Below are 19,105 nucleotides of genomic sequence, written 5' to 3' on the forward strand. Positions count from 1 at the left end.
GATTCTTGCACATGCAGATGGAATGGTTGAACAACCCGGAGTACCTGCAAACTTGGTCGATACGGTGGGAGCGGGGGATTCCTTTACCGCCTCAATGACGCTGGGATTACTTCAGGGGAAAGAACATACGGAAATTCTTGCCGATGCCTGTCAGATCGCTGCCGAAGTATGCTCCCACGCGGGGGCTGTACCGGAGTGAGTTACAATCCAGACTCTCCTCGCAATGACAGGTGTGGGTGGAAGAGGAATATCTCTATTTGCCGAATAGCGAACCTGTTGTCATCGCGAGGGCGTAGCCCGTGGCGATCCACTGTGAACCAGTAATCGTACCGCATTGTCCGTGCGCGTCCATTGCATGCAGTGAATTGCCGCGTCGACTTGCCGTTGCCGTCCTCCGAGCAATGACAAAGTGCTGGATTACCAACTATAGCAAACAAGTGATTCAATTTCGCGGATAAATAATTGATTCCCTGAAACCGCGAGGTGTGCCCAGGTGGGGGAGTCGGAAATTTTCCGGCTTTCTTTAATCACAAATTTTTCAGGATTGGGATCGATTAGGTACAGTGTACCGTCTTCATCGAGGGCAAGAATTTCTTTTCCATTGGAAACCATCGACATATATTTGCCAAATGATTCACTGCTTATCCATTTGGTTTCTCCGTTCTTCATGTCGAGACAGGTAATCCTTTGTTTGCGAAGATGAATGTAGCAATAACCATCCAAAATAATCGGCCCGGACATGTACCCTTCCTGCTTATTTTCCCAATTCTGTACAATACTTTGTTTTTTGCCCGCTTTTGGAATGTCAAATAATAGTGATTTTCCACCGTAACTACTGGTGAAAATTTGATTATTTAAAACGCTTGGTGTGAGAATATTCATTCCACGAAATGCTTTAATTGGTTGCGACCAAAGTTTCTGACCGGATTCCGGATCCACCCCGGTCAGGTCGGTTCGTGTCTGAACTACCAATTGTTTTTTTCCGTTTATTTCTTCCATTACGGGAGAGGAGAATGCACTGCCGAACATTCCGCCTTTATCAACCAGGGAACGCCAAATCGATTGACCGGTTTTTTTATTGAGTTTTACAAAACCGGAACCCGCCTGGATATATAAATATTTTCCGTCTACGAGCGGGGAACAAACCATACCAAAAGCAGGGAGAGGTGTTTTGTAACGCTCCACAAAATCAACTTTCCAATTAACTTCTCCGGTTTTCGCATTGAGGGAATGAAGAACATCCCTCATTCCACAGACGTATAAATTCTCTCCATCAAAGGCCGGGGTTGACCGTACCCAACTCCCATTTTTGGCGGCAAAGAAAGGGACTTTCATTTGACCCTCCCATTCGAATTTCCAGGCGGGTTTCCCCGTTTTACGATCTATGGCATGTACGACTTCGCTCCCTTCGACTGATTCAATAGTAAATACCAATTGATCGGACAGAACAGGCCCTGGGTAGCCTTTTCCTAATTCTGCCTGCCAAGACTGAGTGAGGTATTTCCCGTCAATCGTGGAGGGCCAAGGTGAATCTTTGGAGACAAAGCCATCGCGGTTGGGTCCGCGCCATTGGGGCCAGTTGAGGGAATCGGTGAAGTTGGATTCCGCGTAATTGAATTGAAAGAGTACGAAAAAAAGAAGGGGGGTGAGGAATGATTTTTTCATTGTTTTTTAAACAAGTAATGACTGACCCACCATTCCTGTCCATTCCTAAAACCAAAAGTCTCTGCACAGGCGAGGAAGAAGATGCGCCATCGATTAAAGGTTCGATGGGCCTCCGCTATGCTGAGGTCTTGTTGGAAATGGGATAGGATATCATCGCGTGACTGATCAATATTGAGAAGCCAATCCTCGGATGTTTTTGCGTAATGTGTGCCAGACCAACGCCAGCGATGTTCCAGTTCGAGTGTTCCTGAGATACGAAGGAAAAGTTCATCCGCGGGCATGGTGCCTCCACTAAAAAAGTGTTGGGACATCCAATCATCCTCTCCTTCCACATCGAATGGATAGGATGTGGACCGATGGCAGAATACATGAGTGAATAATTTCCCCCCGTTTTTGAGCCAGCTGTTGACTCGCCGGAAGAGTTCCCGGTGGTTTCTTACATGCTCGAACATTTCCACGGAAACAATTCGGTCATAGGTTGAATCAGTTTCAAATGCATTAATATCAGCCGTAAGTACCCGAAGGTTTTCGATCCCCCGACTGCGAGCCTGGCCGAGAATATATTCGCGTTGGGAATTGGAATTAGAAATCGAGGTAATGGAAGATCGGGGGAATTCTTTAGCCATCCAAAGTGATAGTGAACCCCATCCGCAACCCAATTCTAAAATATCCTGACCCTCTTCTAATTGTGCATGTTCGCAGGTTAATTGGAGTGCCCTGTCTTCCGCTTCATGAAGGGATTTATTTTTTTCTTCGTAGTAACAGGAACTATATTTTAAGTTTTTTCCAAGGGCGTGCCTGTAAAATTCGGCGGGTACTTCGTAGTGTTGTTCATTGGCTTTTTCAGTGAGCACGGCCATGGGAGAGGCATCGGAATCGGCAATGTATTTTTCCGCCAGTTCGGCGTTGGCCTCGCAGTTATCTGATCTGCATTGTTGTAATCGTTTTTTGCAAAGATTTCGAATGCCAACCCGGATCATGAAATCGGGTACGAGGCCACGTTCTGCAAGATCGATTAAAAAATTAGTGATGCTCATGAGGAAAAATCTTTTTTTTGGGGATACCAAGGGAAAAAGGAGTTGGTTTGTTTTATGTAAGTTTTATATTCCTCTCCGCTTGCTTCCAGTTTTCTTGCCTCCACGAAGGGAACGCCGGTAATTTTAGAGAGGAAAATATATAAAATAATGGGGAGAAGTAAAAGCCATACACCACTTGGTGCCTGCCAACCAAGAAGGATATAACCAATCCATAGAATCCATTCGAAAAAATAATTGGGGTGCCGGGAAAATTTCCATAATCCTGTTTTGCATACATCTGCCCGAGTACGGCCGGGAGTTTGTTTAAATAGTTTGAGTTGTTTATCCGCCAGGTGTAACCCAGCAAAACCGGTCAGCCAAATAATGAGTCCGATGTGATCGAGTGAATTAATTGGATTTGGATTTTTTACGAGTATTAAGAATGGAGAAGCGAATAAAACCACCCAAAATGCCTGTACCTGGAAAAAGACAAAGAATCCCAATTGTGCTTTCCCTCCCATCGCTGCTCTCAGATAGGCGTAGCGTGCATCCTCTGGTTTCCCCCAGCACCTTGTGAGTAAATGGGTTCCCAATCGAATTGACCAAGTGAGGAGGAGTGCTTTCAGAAGTGCCAAACGAGTGGGATCGCAAGTTTCGCTTTCCAAAACCAGATAAATAAATCCAAGGATGCCAACTCCATAGCCCCACAACACATCCACATAGGATGTATTTTTGATGACGATTGCATGAGCCCAGGCAATCGCCATTACCAGGGAGGCACCTAATTGTCCGTATAGAAGAAGTTCAAGCGTGCTCATTTTCTTGTGGAGTGCTGGGGAATTTAAGATGGAGGTAGCGTAGTATAATACCGGCAATAGCCCATTCTGCTGCCACCCCCAATTGGGATTGAATATCTACAGTTAAGGTGAGAACTCCCAATTTTTGACCTGAATAGTAGGCGACCACGCCACCGGCAGAGAAGCCAATAATTGCCCGCCAGCAATGATCGAGGAACCAGGTGAATAGTGGCCTGAGCATTAGTCCAAAATTAAGCCACAGGGCAACCATCCAAAGGGGGGCACCGAACCAATCAGGATATGCATCGAAAGAAAGCAGGCCAAGTTGAACTAAACCTGCATCGCCCGCCACACCCAGTAGGAAACAGGCAATGGCAAAGGGGAGAACTTCTTTCAATCCACGGGAAAACTGGGTGCGAATAAGTACCAGGACTAAGCCAATGACAGGGAGTGCTTGCGGGATTGGGCTCAGGGGAGCGAGGACACAGCAAAACCATGCTATTTGAAAAATTACCAGGTCGAGGAGATAGGATGATTTCGTTTTCATTGAGGGAAGCCCCGAGCGAGTTTACATTCCGGCTTGGCGAGTAACAGGTGGATATCTCCAGTATACCCTTCCTCAAATCCGGCTTCGCAATAGCATAAGTAATAAATCCAGGCTCTTCGGAAATGTTCGTCGTAACCGAGTTCCTTGATCGATTTTTCATTATCCAAAAAGCGTAGGCGCCATTCCCGCAGGGTGCGTGAATAATGGTACCCGAAGTCGTGCAGATCTGCAGGGCGGAGGTCCGAGTTTTTGACCGCCGCTTCGATCATTGCCGAGGCGGAGGGTACGCAACTTCCGGGAAATACTCGGGTGCGGATATAATCGACCTCCTTGAGGTACTGCCTGTAGCGATGATCGGGCATGGTAATTCCCTGAATCATGGCAGCACCGTTGGAGAGCAAGAGGTCGGAAATTTTGGAAAAATATCCGGGGAGGAATTCATGGCCTACCGCCTCGATCATTTCGATTGAAACAATCCGGTCAAACTGACCAACTAAATCGCGGTAGTCTTTTTTTATGATCGATACCCTATCTTCGAATCCGTTTTTTTGAATCCGGTTTTGAGCGTATTCAAATTGACGGTCGGAAATTGTGGTGGCGGTTAGTTTGGCTTGGGTTCGTTGAGCAAGCCGGTCGGCAAATCCACCCCATCCGCACCCAATTTCTAAAATATGGTGGTGGGGTTGAATATCAAGCTGATCGATGATTCGGTCGTATTTTGCCAGTGATGCTTCTTCGAGTGTACTCTCGGGTGAATTGAAAATACCACAGGAATAGGTCATGGTGGGATCAAGCATGAGTTCATAAAAATCGTTCCCCAGATCGTAGTGGAGAGCGATATTTTTGCGACTTCCCTTAATGGTGTTTTTTTGCCCGATTAAATATCCCCACCTTGCCACTCGGTTGAGTAGGGATGCCCAACCGCTTTCCATTCCGTCCATCACATCCTGATTTTGTAGAAAGAGGCGAAATACGCTTACTAAATCATCCGTTTTCCAATCTCCCTCCGCATAACTGTCTGCCACTCCAAGCGAACCACCTAGGCAAGCCTTTCGGAAGAAGTCAGAATTGGTAACCTGAATTGTAGCTGAGATTCTATCCTGGCAAGGAGAGCCCAATCGTTGAGTGCCATTATTTGTTTCGACAGTCAATGAACCCCGATCGATTTTTTTTAATTGTGAAAGAAGGGCTCTTTTCCAAAACCCATTTTGTGAGGTTTCTGAATTGGCAAGTTTAGTTTCCTGCTTGGCTTTTTTTTCTGTCATTTAGGAAGTTGAAATTGAATTTTTTGGATGAGGATAAAATTTACACCCTTTTAAACGAAGAAGCAGAGCATGCCAATAAATTCCAAAGGTTATTCGAAAAGTAAGAAAAGGAAAACGGATCAAAGCCCACGCCATATTGGCAGAGTTTAATTCTTTATTCGCAAGATTGAGGTGTGCGGTAAAGAGGATTTCTTTGTTCTCCCGCAAAATCATATCCACCTTGAGCTTATCTGCGGGGCCAAGAAATCTCCAGTCATAGTCAATATTCATTCCCATGAAAGGGGAGACATGGAATTCCTTTGCGAAGGAATGCTTTGATTTATCCTGATCCTTTTTGTCCCAACGAAAACATTTTGCATACCGTTCGTGCCAGGGAGTATTGGTAATCTCTGCCATTAATGCATGGGGTTTACTTTTTTCCTCGTTCCAACAGTAGTAAAATGAGACGGGGTTGAAGCAATACCCGAATGTACGGAGGTGGGTAATGATGGATACGGGCCCTTTGACTTCATATCCCAGTTGTTTACTCATGGTCAGTCGTACCGCATCGGCCAGATTGTGATGTTCTGGTTTGTGATAATCCTTTCGGAAAAAAGAGGAGAGGTTCAATCGGTCAAGCGACCAGAACCATCTTTTTTGAAAGACTTCACTCAACTCGTCGAGGAAGAGGTGAGTCATGAAAACCCGGTAAGAAAAGGCATGTTTTTTGGGACTTTTTCTTTGATGTCTTACCTCGCCGAAATAGAGGGAACTTTTCATCCGAGAACTTCACCAAATTCCTTACACACCCGCAAACCGCTATTTAATCCATCCTCATGAAATCCATAACCCCAGTACGCACCACAAAGAGAAACGCCTCGATTGCGGATAAAGGATTGGTGTTTGGACTGGGCTTCTTTTCTACCCGAGTGATAAGTGGGGTGGGAAAAATGGTAGTTACCGTGTATCAGGTCTGGTTTTACTATATTTTCCTGGTTGAGGGATACGCAAAATGGTTCCTGGGTGGGCAGGTTTTGTAAAATATTCATGTCATAGGTGACCAATGCTTCGGTACTTTCTTTTTGGGGGAGATAAGCATTCCAACTCGCCCGTGCGGATTTTCTTCTCGGTAGTACTGAATCATCACTATGCAAAGTAACCCGATTTTTTTGATAGGGGAAGGATTGTAGGAGATTTTTTTCTTCCCCGGTGGGACATTCAAGTAAGCGGAGGGATTGATCGGCATGACAGGCCAGGATCACTTCATCAAATTCTTGCTCGGTTCCGTCTGGTAGGGTGAGGGAAATTCCATTTTCGACCCGCCGGACATTTTGAATAGGTGTATTCAACTGAATCCGGTCGCCCAGTAAATCAATTAATCGATTAACATAGGTGTGTGACCCTCCTTTTATTACCCGCCAAATAGGCCTGTTATTGGCTTGTAGCATTTGATGGTTGGAAAGAAAGTCGGAGACAAATTCCATCGGGAAATTACCAAATTTTTCGGGTGAGCATGACCAGAGTGCAGATCCGAGCGGTAATAGAAAGTAGTTAGAAAAACGATTTCCAAAATTATTTTTTTCTAAAAAGGATTCAATGGTTTGTTCCGGGTCACTCTTTTCTTTTGCGAGTTCATGAAAGCGTAAGATATCGCGGACCATATTCCAGTGTTTGGGATCGAGGAGATTACGAATGTGTCCAAATAGTCCACGGATGTTCTCTCCGCTATATTCAAGGTTTAACTTATCGGACTGAACTGAAAATCCCATTCGGGTGGGCTGGGATTGCACCCCTAATTGATCCAGTAAGCGGATTAAGTTGGGATAATTTTCTTGGTTGAAAACAATAAAGCCAGTATCCACCTGGAAAGTTCCTGTCTTTCCTTTGGTTTCCACGGTATTGACATGACCACCCGGTTTTTTTTCAGATTCGAATAAGGTGAGATCATGCTTATTATGTAACAGGTAGGCACACGCTAAACCGGATATGCCCGATCCCACCACTGCAATTTTCACAATTTAGGAAGAGGAATCGATTGCTTTTTGTTTCACCCAACCCGGAACCGGCCGGAGGTCGCGAACCAGGCCAAAGAAAGAAAGAAATTTTAAACCGTAATAAGTAAGATCGAATTCTCCTTTGAAAAATCCTTGCCTCGCAGATCCCGGAAAAAAGTGGTGATTGTTGTGCCAGCCTTCCCCGAATGCAAAGATGGCAACAATCCAATTATTTCGGCTTTCATCCTTGGTATTAAACCGCCTTTTTCCAAACATGTGAGTAATTGAGTTTACTGCAAATGTAGCATGATAAAGAACGATTGTGGGGACAAAAAATCCCCATAATAACATCTGCATATTAGAGAGTCCGGTAAGCTCTGCAAACCAAGTAATTTCGGGTGCGTAGTAACAGGCAAATCCGAGTAAAACGAGTGGTATCCAATCAAAGCGGTTTAAAAACCGAAGTTCTTTGAATTTTAACCAATCCGGGATTTCTTTAAGAAAAGTGGGCACTGCATAGTCGGTCATGAACCAAAGGGTGTGACTCCAAAAAAAACTTTTCGTGTGAGGGGAGTGAACATCTTCTTCGGTATCGGAATGTTTGTGGTGCCTTCGGTGATGTGCGGCCCACCACAGTGGACCCCTTTGTCCCGAACTACAGGCAACGAACGCACCAATAAATTGGACAAGTCTAGAAGTCTTGAAACTACGATGCGAAAAATAACGGTGATAAAATGCAGTAATTGAAAACATACGTAAGCTGTATGAGACCAAAGCTACGACAAGGCAACTTATTGTAACCGGATAAAAAAAGGCAAGTACTGTAATCAGGTGAATGAGAACATACGGTAAGCACCTAAACCATTCCACGCGTCCGCCTGAACCAAGTGGTTCATTAAAAGTTTCTGGGGGTGGACACACCCATTTTGATAAGGAAAAAGACATTTTATGTGGCTGGATCTAAAACGAGGGAAAGTTCTAAAGGACTCATCTTCGTTTTGCCACGTAAATCTGTACTGACCAGTTGATCTAATTTTCGAAAGTCAATTTTTCCATTTTGCAGGAGGACTGCCCGTAATTTTCTCAAACCGAGAGATTCGAGCTGTCGGACGCGCTCACCAGATACATTCATCGAATCAGCAATATCATCCAATTTCATTGATTCTCCTTTTTCCATACCGAAACGCATACTCAATACTTTCCTTTCTCGTTGATCGAGAAAAGACAATGCAACACCAATATCATCGGAGAGCGAACCATCCTCGCGGTAGGATTGTTTGAGTTCTTCTTCCGCAGTCATCAAGTCGGCCAAAGTACTGTCGGAATCCTCACTCAGAGGCTCATCCATCGAGAGGGAGCTGGTGGGCGCAAATTTAACTCGTTTGGTAAGGTTTCTATCCTGTCCCAATGCATCGTTGACTTCGTCGTCAGTAGGCAGACGACCCAGATCGACTTGCAATGACGAACGAATTTGACCTTCTTTTCTCTTTCCTTGGGAAACATCGTGAGGAACGGCAACGGCACCTGACATTTTACCAATGAGGCGCTGAATTCTTTGCCGAATCCACCATGCTGCATATGTGCTTAATTTTATCCCTCTGGTGTAGTCAAATTTATCCAATGCAACCACCAAGCCCTGTATGCCCTCGGCCATGATGTCTTCCATTTGAACATTTGTCTGGCGAAACTTGAGTGCAATGGAAGCGACTAATCGGATATGTCGTTCAATTAATTCTTTTCTGGCTTCGTCTGAGCCTTTTGACATTTCCAGAAAAAGTTTGTCGCACTCTTCCTTGGATGGAGGTGCCATGCGTGAACGATCGGAAATAAACCTGCCCACTGGGTCAGGAGTATCGCTTCCTTGAGATCTTGTAACATGTGGAGTAACCATTATGATAAATAAAACGATCCGGGTCGCGGGAAGGATCATTGAAAGTTCATTTTTATTTCAATTTTTGAATAATGAGTACTGTGAAGCAAAGAAATCGCTTGAAAGTGCCTTTTGCTCCGGCCACTTTTTTTAAAAGTTTGTCCTTTTTCCTATTTAGGAATCAATTGAATAATCATTGAGTAACAGTAGAGACAATCAAATTTTAATTCTAAAAAAAGAAGGACTCTATTGCCCGGCGGGAGACTTTTACGTTGATCCGCGTGGGCAAGTAAAGCGGGCACTCATTACTCATGCCCACAGCGACCACGCACGGTCGGGGCATGAAAATTATCTTTGTTCGGATTCGTGCCGGCCGTTGTTGCAAATTCGGGTCGGGCAAAAAAATAAAATTGAATCAATACCCTTTGGAACAAAGCAAACAATTCAAGACGCAATTGTTTCTTTTCATCCCGCGGGTCATATTTTAGGTTCTTCACAGATCAGAATTGAGGTTCGTGGTAGAGTGTGGGTGGTCAGTGGAGATTACAAACCACAGGCGGATCGAACTTGTGAGCCGTTCGAGCTCGTAAGCTGCCATGGCTTTATTTCGGAGTGTACTTTTGGGCTGCCGGTTTACCGTTGGCAACCGGAGGAGGAAATTTACGACCAAATTAATCGATGGTGGAAGCACAATAAGGATTCTGGACAGGGTTCGCTTGTATTTGCTTACTCTTTAGGAAAGGCACAACGGATAGTAGCAGGCCTTGATCCTTCGATTGGACTAATATATGCCCATTCCGCAGTTCATCCCTTCCTCGAACATTATCAAAATGCGGGGATTTCCTTACCCGAAATTAAAAAAATAGAGAAAGACACAGTGATTGCTAATGGGATGGTCATTGCACCCCCTGCAGTGGAGGATAGTAGTTGGATGAAGAAATTTCGTGGGGTAAAGCGTGGTTTTGCATCGGGATGGATGGCAATACGGGGACCCCGCAGAAGAAAAAATATTGATCGTGGATTTGTTCTTTCTGATCATGCAGATTGGCCTGGTCTGATTGATGTGATTACTGGGACCGGAGCGGAGGTGGTTAAATTGACACATGGGAATGGAGATGCACTGAGCCGATTTCTGGGAGAGAAGGGAATCAATGCCTCGGTTTTAAACGAATCCAGTTTTCGAGAGGAGGAATTGGATTGAAGGAGTTTTCCCAACTTTTTCACGACCTCGATGAGGCGACAAAAACGAATGATCGACTCGACCATTTAGTACAATACTTAACCGATGCGGATCCGAAAGATTCTATTTGGGTCTGCTGGTTCCTCGCGGGCAACCGAATTAAGGGAGCAATCAAAACTTCGGAGCTCCGTACATTTGCTTCCGAACGGAGTGGGCTTCCGCAATGGTTGCTGGAGGAATGCCATGACCGGGTGGGGGATCTGGCGGAGACAATTTCCCTGCTCATTGCCAGCCAGGGCGAGGGGAGGGGAAAGGTGGGCTTAGCTGAACTGATCGGGAAATTTATTGAACCGATGGTCGGCATGGAAATGGAGCAAAGAAGAGAAAATATTTTTGCAGCCTGGGACTTTTTGGGTGAAAAGGATTTTTTGCCCTTTCACAAATTGCTCACCGGGGGATTTCGGATGGGAGTATCTAAAGGAAATCTGTGCAAGGCACTTGCCCGGGTGGGCGGAGTGCAGCCTGCGATTATTGCCCAGCGACTGGCCGGAAATTGGTCACCCAAAACCTTACGCATGGAGGGTATTCTTAACCCCGGGGTCGATGAGGATCGAGTATGCCAACCTTTTCCGTTCTGTCTCGCAAATCCACTGCAGGAAGAAGTCGAGAACCTGGGCAGTGTGAAGGATTGGCAAATGGAATGGAAATGGGACGGGATTCGGGCTCAATTGATTAATCGTGGGGGTACTTGTATGATTTGGTCGAGGGGAGATGAATCCGTGGGTCATTCATTTCCTGAAGTAATGGATGCCGGCAAGTGGCTTCCCGGTGACCTCTGTCTGGATGGAGAAATCCTGGCCTGGGGCCAGGAGGGAATGCGATCCTTTTCACGTCTTCAGACCAGACTGGGAAGAAAGGATCCGGGCCCCACCATTCTCAGGCGGGAACCGGTCAGATTTCAGGCATATGATATTTTACGCATGGAAGGGTCCGACCTAAGATCACTTCCCATGGAAGAAAGAAGAAAGAAGTTGGAGATTACACTCTCGTCGCTCCCGGCTGATTTTCCCATTGGATTGTCTCCGCTGGTGGAGGGAGAATCTTGGACAAATTTGGCGAAGCTTCGTCAAGAATCCCGGGCTCGTGGAGTGGAGGGATTTATGCTGAAGAAAAAGAATTCTTCCTACGAATCCGGCCGGGTGAAAGGATCCTGGTATAAGTGGAAGATCGATCCATACCTCGCCGATATGGTGGTGGTCAGTGCTCAACTTGGACATGGGAAACGCTCGAATTTATATTCCGATTATTCCCTTGCAGTTTGGAATGAACAGGGGGAATTGGTCACGGTTGCAAAAGCGTACTCCGGATTAAGTGACAGCGAAATTGAAAAAGTCGACCGATTCGTCCGCAAAAATATTACCGGGAAATTTGGGCCGGTTCGTTCCGTTAAACCAAGCATGGTTTTTGAGATCGCTTTTGAAGGAGCCCGTTCTTCTGGTCGTCATAAGTCAGGAGTGGCTTTGCGTTTTCCCCGAATTAAGCGTTGGCGCACCGATAAGAAAATGGAGGAGGCGGATACATTGGAGACAATTCGCGGATTTACTGGAATGACCGGGGAAACAAAATTGGCGGATGGTACCAAAGTGGATCGGGAAGGTAACCTGTTACTTTTCTAAAAAGAAATCAGTAAAGGCAATTTTTGGGGTCTATTCTTAGGCCGATTTTAAGCGGGAGAGACTATTTTTAAATTTGGCAAGGTTTTCCTTGGCACTCTCTTTTCTATCCACGATCGGGCTTGGATAATCCTTGCCTATAATACAGTTGGAACCGGATTGGATTGATTCAGATGCTAAGTGTGGTTCATAGATATACCGGGGAGGGAAATCCTTCAGTTCCGGGACCCAGAATTTAATGAACTCAGCGGTCTGTGCTTCCACATTGAGGCTTGATTTCGCATCTGGGCAGGGATTATAGAGCCTGAAATAGGGCATAGAAAAAGGGGCAACCCCAGATAGCCATAACCAATTTCCATTGTTTAATGCCCAGTCGCTGTCCAGGAGTTTTCGGTCAAATACATCCCTTCCATATTTCCAGTTTTGCCAAAGTTGTCCACGGGTCAGAAAGCACGAAACTGCATGCCTGGCAAGGTGGTGCATCCAACCAGTGGCCTCGAGTTGTCTCATCATCGCATCGATTAAAGGAAAGCCGGTTTGTCCTTTTTCCCAGGCCTCCATTTTTTCCTGATCGTACTCCCCCCATTCTATCTCTTTACACATCTCATTGGATTGATCGTGGTCCCAATGATCCACAGTCCTGGAAAGAAGATAGAACATCTCCCTGAACATTAGTTGGCCGTGAAGGGATTCGGGAGGTTGTGAATGGGGTCCCTGAAGTTGGCATTTTTCACACTCCTTCCATAATTTACGAACTGATAAACAACCCACACTTAGATACGGAGACAGTCCAGTGGTACTCGGTTCCATCGGTTCACCAGTGGTATTGGTCGACATGGTTTTAGGTTTTTTAAATGTATTTACATATTCAATCTGTCCTGAAACTTTCTTTTTTAATCGGGAGAGTGCCTCAGTTTCTCCCCCCGGGAAATATGATTTTACAGACATGATATCTGTTTTTACCTCTCGGGAAATCTGAGTGGTTAGGTCTTCAATTGATAACGGGTGGATCCCGGAAATCTGAGGAAAGGGTTTACTATTTTCAGGTTCAGGAATGGGGTCGTCGATTTTGTAAAAGCCATGCTCGTTTTTATCAAAATGGGAAGCAAATACCCGATCGATGTCCTTCATTGATTTCGGGTTTCGGAAATGGGGTGAGGAAATTACTTTTTCCACATCCAAAATCGTGTGAAAAGAATCAATGGATTGAAGCTGAATGGCTTGATTTTTTTCCGAGAGTGTTTTTTGGATCACGGAGAATTTTTTTCGTTCCCATGGATCGGAGGAATATTCACAATAGAGGGAATTAAAAGATTCCCCCAACAGGCCTTCGAGGTTTTCAAATACATCCTCTGCTTTGCCTTCAATCAGTACTAACTGACTCCCGTATCGGGTGGAAAGTTGTTTGTCTAGATCAGACAGACTTTCGATTAAAAACCGCAATCGGTTGGGGCTCCAATTCTCAAATTTCCCACCGAATATATCGGGGTCAATGATGTAGAGTGGTATAATAGAGTCGACCTGTTCATTTTCGCACGCGGCCATTAAGGCGGGGTTGTCATGCAGGCGTAGAGATTTTCGGAACCAAACAATAGAGGTTTTCATTTGTACTGAGTAGAGAGGGGAAATAAAGCCGATACCATGGTGCGGGAATTCGATGGTTGAAAAAGTTCCGTCCGAAACATTTTCAGGTTACGATTCTTTGATTGAAGCGAGTGCGGCAAGAGCCCGGGCCCGACCTTCTTTATGATCCACACAGGGGTGGGGGTAGTTAGTGCCCAAAAAGACATCGCTTACCAGCAAGAGATCGGGCGGGGCTTCCCAGGGCTTAAATACCCATTTTCCGGGTAGTTCCTTTAGGCTGGGGATCCATTTACGGGCATATTCACCTTTTCCGTCAAATTTTTCTCCCTGTGTAATCGGGTTGAAAATCCGGAAGTAGGGAGCTGCATCCGCTCCGCAACCCGCGGCCCATTGCCAGCCCTGCGTGTTACTTGCGAGATCGGCATCCACGAGTGTATCCCAAAACCAGCGTGCTCCCTCCTGCCATGAAATAAGGAGGTGTTTTACGAGGAATGAAGCGACCACCATGCGCACCCGATTGTGCATCCATCCGGTCTCATAAAGTTGTCTCATTCCCGCATCCACCATCGGGTATCCAGTATTTCCAAACTGCCAGGCCCGTAATGATTGGTTATCATCGAGCCAAGGAAAGGTGGAATATTTTTCCCGAAGTGGTTGGTCCGGGATGTGTGGGAAATGATAGAGTAATTGATAGGAAAACTCACGCCAGCCAATCTCGACGAGATACTTGTTTTCACCGCGATGTCCACAATCATTATCTGCGGTTAACACGGCTTGGCAGATCTGTCTTGGACTGACTAATCCCCAGGCAAGGTAGGGAGACAATCGAGATGTTCCATCCACCGAGGGAATGTTTCGGGCAGTGGCATAGGAACGGGTAATTACATCTGCCGTTCGCGTGATAAGCTTGTGGGCAGCATCCTCGGAAACATCCCAGTGTTCGGATAGTTTTAAATGCCAGCTATGGTCGGGCAGTAATTCTAACTTGTCGATACTCAGCCCGGGAGATTGCGGGGAAAGAAAAGATAGACTATCCAGGGAATAATTAAGCGGTTCCTTGTAAATACCGGCCCTGGATTTCCGCCAATAAGGGGTGAAGACTTGAAAGGGTCGCCCCGATCCATTTTTGATCTCCCAAGGTTCCTGCAGAAGGCTGCTGTTAAACGATTCAACGGTGGCATTCCGGTTCGAAAATGCAAGTTCCACTGCTTTCTCAGTAGCGAGGCCAGCGGGATCATAGGTCCTTCCAAAATAGAGGGTTTCCGCACCCAAGTCATCCGCTAAGCGGGGTAGGATTTCCTCCGCAGATCCTTTTTGCAGGAGGAGAGAACCGCCGAGGTGTTGAATATCTTTACCTAGGCTTGCAAGTGCGTGGTGAAGCCACCAACGTGCAGCAGCACCCGGGCTCCATTGTCCGCCTTCTTCTTGATTCCAAATGTAAACTGGAATGATTTCCTTGCCCGATTGTAGTGCGGCTTCGAGGCAGGGATTATCTTGTAGGCGTAAATCTTTCCGAAACCAAACAATCGCCCGTCCACTAGTGGGCGGGGATGGGTCAGCGATCATTGAGACGAAGCTTGGACAGTCCGCTATCTACCTTGAGGACCTGTCCAGTAATTGACCTTGCGGCATCGGAATGCAGGAAAGAAATAGTACCGGCAATTTCCTCCACTGCGGGAATTATTTTTAAAGGGTGTTTATTTTCTATTAAAGGAATCATTTTATCTCCGCCGACCATTCCTAAACCCATTTCGGTTGGAGTCAAGGTTGGTGCGACCACATTCACTCGGACCTTGGGTGCTAAATCGGCAGAAAGAGCTAAAGCAAATCCTTCCAGTCCCGATTTAGCTGCGGAAATAGCACAATGGCTCGGCAAGCCAGTAGTGGCTGCGACTGAGGAGATAAAGACAACCGATCCATCGAGACGGGGAAGTAATGCCTGCACCAATGTAAATGCATCCAATACACTGGTTTGGTAGGCTTCAAGCATTTGCTCCGCTTTCAATCGTCTGATCGGGCCTAAAATGACCTTGCCTGGACAAAAGGTGAGGGCATTTATTTTTTCAGGTAACTGATCTGTAAACTCCTCCGGTTTTGCAGCATCTCCTGTGATCCAAGTACAACCAGAAGATTGTTCCACTGGAGGGGTACGAGACAGAACTGAGAGCGATTGACCAGCTTGTATGGATTGGTCTACCAGGGATCGACCGATCCCGCGTGATCCACCTACAATGAGGTGAGTAAAAGAATTTGATTTGCTTAATGAATCCACACTTGTATATCGAATGGAAAAGAAATAAGGATCACATTTTTAAGATCCTCCCTTGCCTTTTTGAAAAATGTAACATATTTCAAAGGTATGACAAGAGGTGGAAAAAGAGAAGGAGCAGGTCGTCCCAAAGGGAGTAACCATTATGGTGAGAAAACTCGCCCGGTTCGTATACCAGTGAGCCAAGTAGATCGTATTTTACGATTTGTAAAAGAGAAGGAAAATCAGTTGCCTCTTTACGCCTGTGGAGTATCTGCGGGTTTTCCCTCGCCTGCAGATGATTATTTGGAGGGAGTACTTGATTTAAATACTCACCTCATTCGGGAGCCCAGTGCCACTTTTTTCGTGCGGGCAAATGGAGAATCGATGATCGGTGCGGGGATTCATGACGGAGATCTCCTGGTGGTGGACCGTAGTGCCCAGGCAAAAGATGGCAAGGTTGTGATTGTGGCATTGAATGGCGAGCTTACCGTGAAGCGTTTTCGGAAGGACAAGGGACAATCCTGGCTCATGCCTGAAAATTCAAAATTCCAACCGATTTTGTTGAAGGAAGAAGATGATACGCATTTATGGGGAGTGGTCACTAGTGTGATTCATTCCTTATGATTGCTCTGGCGGATTGTAATAATTTTTATGTTTCCTGCGAACGCGTCTTCCGTCCCGCATTACGAAATAGACCGGTAATTGTACTTTCCAATAATGACGGCTGTGCGGTCGCCCGTTCCAATGAGGCCAAAGCCCTTGGTATTCCTATGGGCGCTCCTTATCACCAAATTAAAAAACTCTGCGAGTGGAATGGAGTGACGGTATTTTCATCGAATTATGAATTGTATGGCGATATGTCCAGGCGGGTCACTTCGGTACTGGCCCGGTTTGCCCCGGATATGGAAATTTATTCGATTGATGAATCGTTTTTAAACCTGAGCGGAGTTAAATCCCCACTGCTTTTGAGTCAGCGTATTCGTAAAACGGTGGGCCGTTGGACGGGTATACCGATTTCAATTGGGCTTGGAAACACCAAGACATTGGCAAAATTAGCCAACCGTCTGGCTAAGAAAAAAAAGACCGGTTGTTTTGAGGTGTCGGCCGGGCAGGATGAGGTACTCAGCGGTATTCCGGTCGAGGATATCTGGGGGGTGGGACCTAGGTTGAGTATTCGTTTGCAACGGGTCGGCTTAACTAACGCCCTCCGCTTTGCCCGGGCTCCTTCTTCGATGATTCGATCCATTGGAGGAGTCACCCTGGAGCGTACTCAACGAGAACTCTCGGGGATTCCCTGCCTGGAAATGGAGCAGATTCCCCAGCCCCGTAAAAACACCTGTTCTTCCCGCTCCTTTGGCCGACCGGTTGATAGCCTGTCCGAATTAGAGGAGGCGGTGGCGAACTACGCAGTTAAAGCGACCCGTAAGATCCGCTCGGAGGGATCCCTTGCCTCCGCCCTGCAGGTTTTTATAAAAACCAATCGTTTTCGCGAAGACCAGGAACAATATTCTAATGCCCGGACGCTCGCTTTTGATGAACCCACCGACGATTTGATCCGGGTAGTGAAAAACGCCAAGTCCCTGCTCCGTTCAATTTATCGTAAGGGATATGCCTATAAGAAAGCAGGTGTTTTACTGATCGACCTGATTCCGAAAGGGGCACAGCAAGGCCTTCTTTTTGAGGAGCATGGTAATCCAAGAAGAAAGGAATTCGTGGATGCATTGGAGGAGGTGGCCTCTCAATACGGACAAGCCTGTGCTTTCCTCGGTGCTCAAGGGGTGAAACAAAAATGGAGCATGCGTCGGGAAATGAGAACGCCCCGATATACCACCAGCTGGGACGAAATCCCAGTCCTGAAGAGGTGATTTTTTTACTACTTCTAGTAAATCTTTACAATTACCGCGAGCAAAAGGAGCTGGCTATAGATGATAAGCAATAAAGTAATTGCTTGAAAGAGCTACAGGTGGAGACTTTCTGCTAAGTTGTAATTATTTCTCCCAGTCAAAGCAGGCCAGTTCTTCGCCGTTCATTGCCACAAGATAGCCACTGGCTAACGCAGGGCCATTCCAGCAACGCACATCGCTCAGGAGTTGTTCGGAAAAAACTTCCTTAAAATGGTCCGGGGTTGCTTCCACAATAGAAAGAACACCCGTGTTACCAAGAATCAGCAATTTCTCCTTGGATACGAGAATTCGGCCGTACCCGTATTTGTTACCGCGCCATTTTAATTCCCCTGTTTTGGCTTCCAGGCAAACCAAAAGATTTTCACTCAGCCCGTAAAGATAGCCGTTCTTCAGTACAGGATTTGAAAATTTAGCTTTCAGGTTTTTGGACTTCCAATTTGTTTCAATAAGATATTTTCCATTCGCTCGTTTTGAAATATTCCAACACTCAGCCCCTTTTCCATAACCTGCGGCAAGGAGGAATGAGTTTTTTGACAAGGCAATGGGTTGGGCAATTTGGGCATTGTTAAGAAAAATTTTCCAAGGTTTTTCCCACAAGGTTTTTCCAGTTCTGGGATTAAGTCCGGCAATTTTTCCTTCGACCGCGGCAAGTAAGTGATCTTCGCCTAGCAAGCTAAGAACACTGGATGAAATGTAGACTCCGTTTCCGCGTAAATCGGACCCCCAGGCAAGTTTTCCATCCTTGGTGGAATAGGCCCGGACCGCACTTTTTTCCCCGCCCAAATTAAGTATAATCAATTCGTTCCAAATCAGCGGAGAGCAGGAAATTCCCCATTCTGGAAATTCGTAGTCTGAATCAATGGTCTTGGTCTCCCAATCCAGTTTTCCGGTCTTGGCATTGACCCGGCAAAGAACTCCGTTTGAAAAAAGAGTGTAGAGTTTTCCGTCCAGTAGAGTGGGGGTAGACCGTGGACCGGTTCCACTCATCATATCATTCCACTTGGTTTGCTGGGCTATTTTCCATTTTTTCTTTCCGTTTGAAAGGTGGCGAGCGAATAAAGTCTCACTGTTTCCATCTTGTTCGAGCGTGAAAACCGTTTGTTCAGCGATTAAAATCGATGAGTGGCCTGCTCCTGCTGATACCTTCCATAACGCTTTTGGTTTTTCTTTCCAATTGATGTCAATGCCCTGGGGAGGAATGTGCCCATCCCGGTTGGGGCCGCGATATTGATTCCACTGGCTTGCACTTTCACGTAATGGCTCTGAATTATTTACGATATTTTGACGATTCGTAGGAGCATCCTTGCTTAATCCGACATGGGGAATCATGCCCCCACGCCATTCCATATTAACACAGCCGTTGAAAAAGAATATAGAAAG

The 19,105-nt window shown here is 46.1% G+C and carries 18 protein-coding genes; 5 read left to right on the top strand and 13 right to left on the bottom strand.

Annotated features, from left to right (window positions below; all coding sequences use genetic code 11):
• A partial coding sequence (locus tag ACKPQ5_RS03290) for a PfkB family carbohydrate kinase (RefSeq protein WP_407677669.1) occupies positions 1 to 199 on the top strand: 199 nt, incomplete at its 5' end.
• A 218-nt stretch (positions 200 to 417) separates the two neighbouring features.
• Here the strand turns inward: ACKPQ5_RS03290 and ACKPQ5_RS03295 are convergent.
• The 9 genes from ACKPQ5_RS03295 to ACKPQ5_RS03335 are packed head-to-tail and all read right to left on the bottom strand — an operon-like array spanning position 418 to position 9,193.
• Complete coding sequence (locus tag ACKPQ5_RS03295) at positions 418 to 1,665, bottom strand: PQQ-binding-like beta-propeller repeat protein (RefSeq protein ID WP_407677670.1); 1,248 nt, start codon at positions 1,663 to 1,665, stop codon at positions 418 to 420.
• Positions 1,662 to 2,702 (bottom strand): SAM-dependent methyltransferase, encoded by a 1,041-nt coding sequence (locus ACKPQ5_RS03300; protein WP_407677671.1) that lies wholly within the window; start codon positions 2,700 to 2,702, stop codon positions 1,662 to 1,664. Before ACKPQ5_RS03300 ends, ACKPQ5_RS03295 begins: the two co-directional genes overlap by 4 nt.
• Positions 2,699 to 3,499: a DUF1295 domain-containing protein gene (locus ACKPQ5_RS03305; RefSeq protein WP_407677672.1), complete on the bottom strand. Its 801-nt coding sequence runs from the start codon at positions 3,497 to 3,499 to the stop codon at positions 2,699 to 2,701. The genes ACKPQ5_RS03300 and ACKPQ5_RS03305 overlap by 4 nt, the downstream gene beginning before the upstream one ends.
• Positions 3,486 to 4,025 (bottom strand): DUF2878 domain-containing protein, encoded by a 540-nt coding sequence (locus ACKPQ5_RS03310; RefSeq protein WP_407677673.1) that lies wholly within the window; start codon positions 4,023 to 4,025, stop codon positions 3,486 to 3,488. Before ACKPQ5_RS03310 ends, ACKPQ5_RS03305 begins: the two co-directional genes overlap by 14 nt.
• A complete protein-coding gene (locus tag ACKPQ5_RS03315; RefSeq protein ID WP_407677674.1) occupies positions 4,022 to 5,290 on the bottom strand; it encodes a class I SAM-dependent methyltransferase in 1,269 nt (422 codons plus the stop codon). The genes ACKPQ5_RS03310 and ACKPQ5_RS03315 overlap by 4 nt, the downstream gene beginning before the upstream one ends.
• The gene (locus tag ACKPQ5_RS03320; protein WP_407677675.1) at positions 5,291 to 6,049 is read right to left on the bottom strand and encodes a DUF1365 domain-containing protein; all 759 of its coding nucleotides are present in this window, start codon (positions 6,047 to 6,049) and stop codon (positions 5,291 to 5,293) included. It abuts the gene before it with no gap.
• The gene (locus tag ACKPQ5_RS03325) at positions 6,046 to 7,284 is read right to left on the bottom strand and encodes an NAD(P)/FAD-dependent oxidoreductase (protein WP_407677676.1); all 1,239 of its coding nucleotides are present in this window, start codon (positions 7,282 to 7,284) and stop codon (positions 6,046 to 6,048) included. Before ACKPQ5_RS03325 ends, ACKPQ5_RS03320 begins: the two co-directional genes overlap by 4 nt.
• A gap of 3 nt (positions 7,285 to 7,287) precedes the next feature.
• Positions 7,288 to 8,208: an acyl-CoA desaturase gene (locus tag ACKPQ5_RS03330; RefSeq protein ID WP_407677677.1), complete on the bottom strand. Its 921-nt coding sequence runs from the start codon at positions 8,206 to 8,208 to the stop codon at positions 7,288 to 7,290.
• Between the two features lies 1 nt (position 8,209).
• The gene (locus ACKPQ5_RS03335) at positions 8,210 to 9,193 is read right to left on the bottom strand and encodes a sigma-70 family RNA polymerase sigma factor (protein WP_407677678.1); all 984 of its coding nucleotides are present in this window, start codon (positions 9,191 to 9,193) and stop codon (positions 8,210 to 8,212) included.
• Positions 9,194 to 9,329: 136 nt separating this feature from the next.
• Here ACKPQ5_RS03335 and ACKPQ5_RS03340 point away from each other — a divergent pair, with 136 nt between their 5' ends.
• Both ACKPQ5_RS03340 and ACKPQ5_RS03345 read left to right on the top strand, forming a co-directional pair.
• Complete coding sequence (locus ACKPQ5_RS03340) at positions 9,330 to 10,334, top strand: ligase-associated DNA damage response exonuclease (RefSeq protein ID WP_407677679.1); 1,005 nt, start codon at positions 9,330 to 9,332, stop codon at positions 10,332 to 10,334.
• The gene (locus ACKPQ5_RS03345; RefSeq protein WP_407677680.1) at positions 10,331 to 11,989 is read left to right on the top strand and encodes an ATP-dependent DNA ligase; all 1,659 of its coding nucleotides are present in this window, start codon (positions 10,331 to 10,333) and stop codon (positions 11,987 to 11,989) included. Before ACKPQ5_RS03340 ends, ACKPQ5_RS03345 begins: the two co-directional genes overlap by 4 nt.
• Positions 11,990 to 12,025: 36 nt before the next feature.
• Here ACKPQ5_RS03345 and ACKPQ5_RS03350 read toward each other — a convergent pair whose 3' ends face one another.
• From ACKPQ5_RS03350 to ACKPQ5_RS03360, 3 genes are all read right to left on the bottom strand, one after another.
• Positions 12,026 to 13,591 carry an FAD-binding domain-containing protein gene (locus ACKPQ5_RS03350; RefSeq protein WP_407677681.1) on the bottom strand — a complete coding sequence of 522 codons (1,566 nt, stop codon included), beginning with the start codon at positions 13,589 to 13,591 and terminating at the stop codon, positions 12,026 to 12,028.
• An 87-nt stretch (positions 13,592 to 13,678) separates the two neighbouring features.
• Positions 13,679 to 15,136: a cryptochrome/photolyase family protein gene (locus ACKPQ5_RS03355; RefSeq protein ID WP_407677682.1), complete on the bottom strand. Its 1,458-nt coding sequence runs from the start codon at positions 15,134 to 15,136 to the stop codon at positions 13,679 to 13,681.
• The gene (locus tag ACKPQ5_RS03360) at positions 15,126 to 15,842 is read right to left on the bottom strand and encodes an SDR family NAD(P)-dependent oxidoreductase (protein ID WP_407677683.1); all 717 of its coding nucleotides are present in this window, start codon (positions 15,840 to 15,842) and stop codon (positions 15,126 to 15,128) included. The genes ACKPQ5_RS03355 and ACKPQ5_RS03360 overlap by 11 nt, the downstream gene beginning before the upstream one ends.
• Positions 15,843 to 15,929: 87 nt before the next feature.
• On the opposite strand from ACKPQ5_RS03360, the gene ACKPQ5_RS03365 reads away from it, so the two are divergent.
• Both ACKPQ5_RS03365 and ACKPQ5_RS03370 read left to right on the top strand, forming a co-directional pair.
• Complete coding sequence (locus ACKPQ5_RS03365; protein WP_407677684.1) at positions 15,930 to 16,445, top strand: LexA family protein; 516 nt, start codon at positions 15,930 to 15,932, stop codon at positions 16,443 to 16,445.
• Positions 16,442 to 17,686 (top strand): Y-family DNA polymerase, encoded by a 1,245-nt coding sequence (locus tag ACKPQ5_RS03370; RefSeq protein WP_407677685.1) that lies wholly within the window; start codon positions 16,442 to 16,444, stop codon positions 17,684 to 17,686. The genes ACKPQ5_RS03365 and ACKPQ5_RS03370 overlap by 4 nt, the downstream gene beginning before the upstream one ends.
• A 123-nt stretch (positions 17,687 to 17,809) precedes the next feature.
• Here the strand turns inward: ACKPQ5_RS03370 and ACKPQ5_RS03375 are convergent, their stop codons facing one another.
• Positions 17,810 to 19,072, bottom strand: a complete 1,263-nt coding sequence (locus tag ACKPQ5_RS03375) for an outer membrane protein assembly factor BamB family protein (protein WP_407677686.1) — start codon at positions 19,070 to 19,072, stop codon at positions 17,810 to 17,812.
• Positions 19,073 to 19,105: the final 33 nt, after the last annotated feature.

This window comes from Candidatus Seribacter sulfatis (genome assembly GCF_964187635.1).
Lineage (GTDB): Bacteria > Verrucomicrobiota > Verrucomicrobiia > Opitutales > Seribacteraceae > Seribacter > Seribacter sulfatis.

What these genes read in the sequence shown, in the direction of transcription:
- ACKPQ5_RS03365 (WP_407677684.1), top strand. Translation starts at nt 15,930, where the DNA reads ATGACAAGAGGTGGAAAAAGAGAAGGAGCAGGTCGTCCCAAAGGGAGT.
- ACKPQ5_RS03315 (WP_407677674.1), bottom strand. Translation starts at nt 5,290, where the DNA reads ATGACAGAAAAAAAAGCCAAGCAGGAAACTAAACTTGCCAATTCAGAA.
- ACKPQ5_RS03355 (WP_407677682.1), bottom strand. Translation starts at nt 15,136, where the DNA reads ATGATCGCTGACCCATCCCCGCCCACTAGTGGACGGGCGATTGTTTGG.
- ACKPQ5_RS03310 (WP_407677673.1), bottom strand. Translation starts at nt 4,025, where the DNA reads ATGAAAACGAAATCATCCTATCTCCTCGACCTGGTAATTTTTCAAATA.
- ACKPQ5_RS03295 (WP_407677670.1), bottom strand. Translation starts at nt 1,665, where the DNA reads ATGAAAAAATCATTCCTCACCCCCCTTCTTTTTTTCGTACTCTTTCAA.
- ACKPQ5_RS03350 (WP_407677681.1), bottom strand. Translation starts at nt 13,591, where the DNA reads ATGAAAACCTCTATTGTTTGGTTCCGAAAATCTCTACGCCTGCATGAC.
- ACKPQ5_RS03320 (WP_407677675.1), bottom strand. Translation starts at nt 6,049, where the DNA reads ATGAAAAGTTCCCTCTATTTCGGCGAGGTAAGACATCAAAGAAAAAGT.
- ACKPQ5_RS03305 (WP_407677672.1), bottom strand. Translation starts at nt 3,499, where the DNA reads ATGAGCACGCTTGAACTTCTTCTATACGGACAATTAGGTGCCTCCCTG.
- ACKPQ5_RS03300 (WP_407677671.1), bottom strand. Translation starts at nt 2,702, where the DNA reads ATGAGCATCACTAATTTTTTAATCGATCTTGCAGAACGTGGCCTCGTA.
- ACKPQ5_RS03370 (WP_407677685.1), top strand. Translation starts at nt 16,442, where the DNA reads ATGATTGCTCTGGCGGATTGTAATAATTTTTATGTTTCCTGCGAACGC.
- ACKPQ5_RS03335 (WP_407677678.1), bottom strand. Translation starts at nt 9,193, where the DNA reads ATGATCCTTCCCGCGACCCGGATCGTTTTATTTATCATAATGGTTACT.
- ACKPQ5_RS03375 (WP_407677686.1), bottom strand. Translation starts at nt 19,072, where the DNA reads ATGGAATGGCGTGGGGGCATGATTCCCCATGTCGGATTAAGCAAGGAT.
- ACKPQ5_RS03330 (WP_407677677.1), bottom strand. Translation starts at nt 8,208, where the DNA reads ATGTCTTTTTCCTTATCAAAATGGGTGTGTCCACCCCCAGAAACTTTT.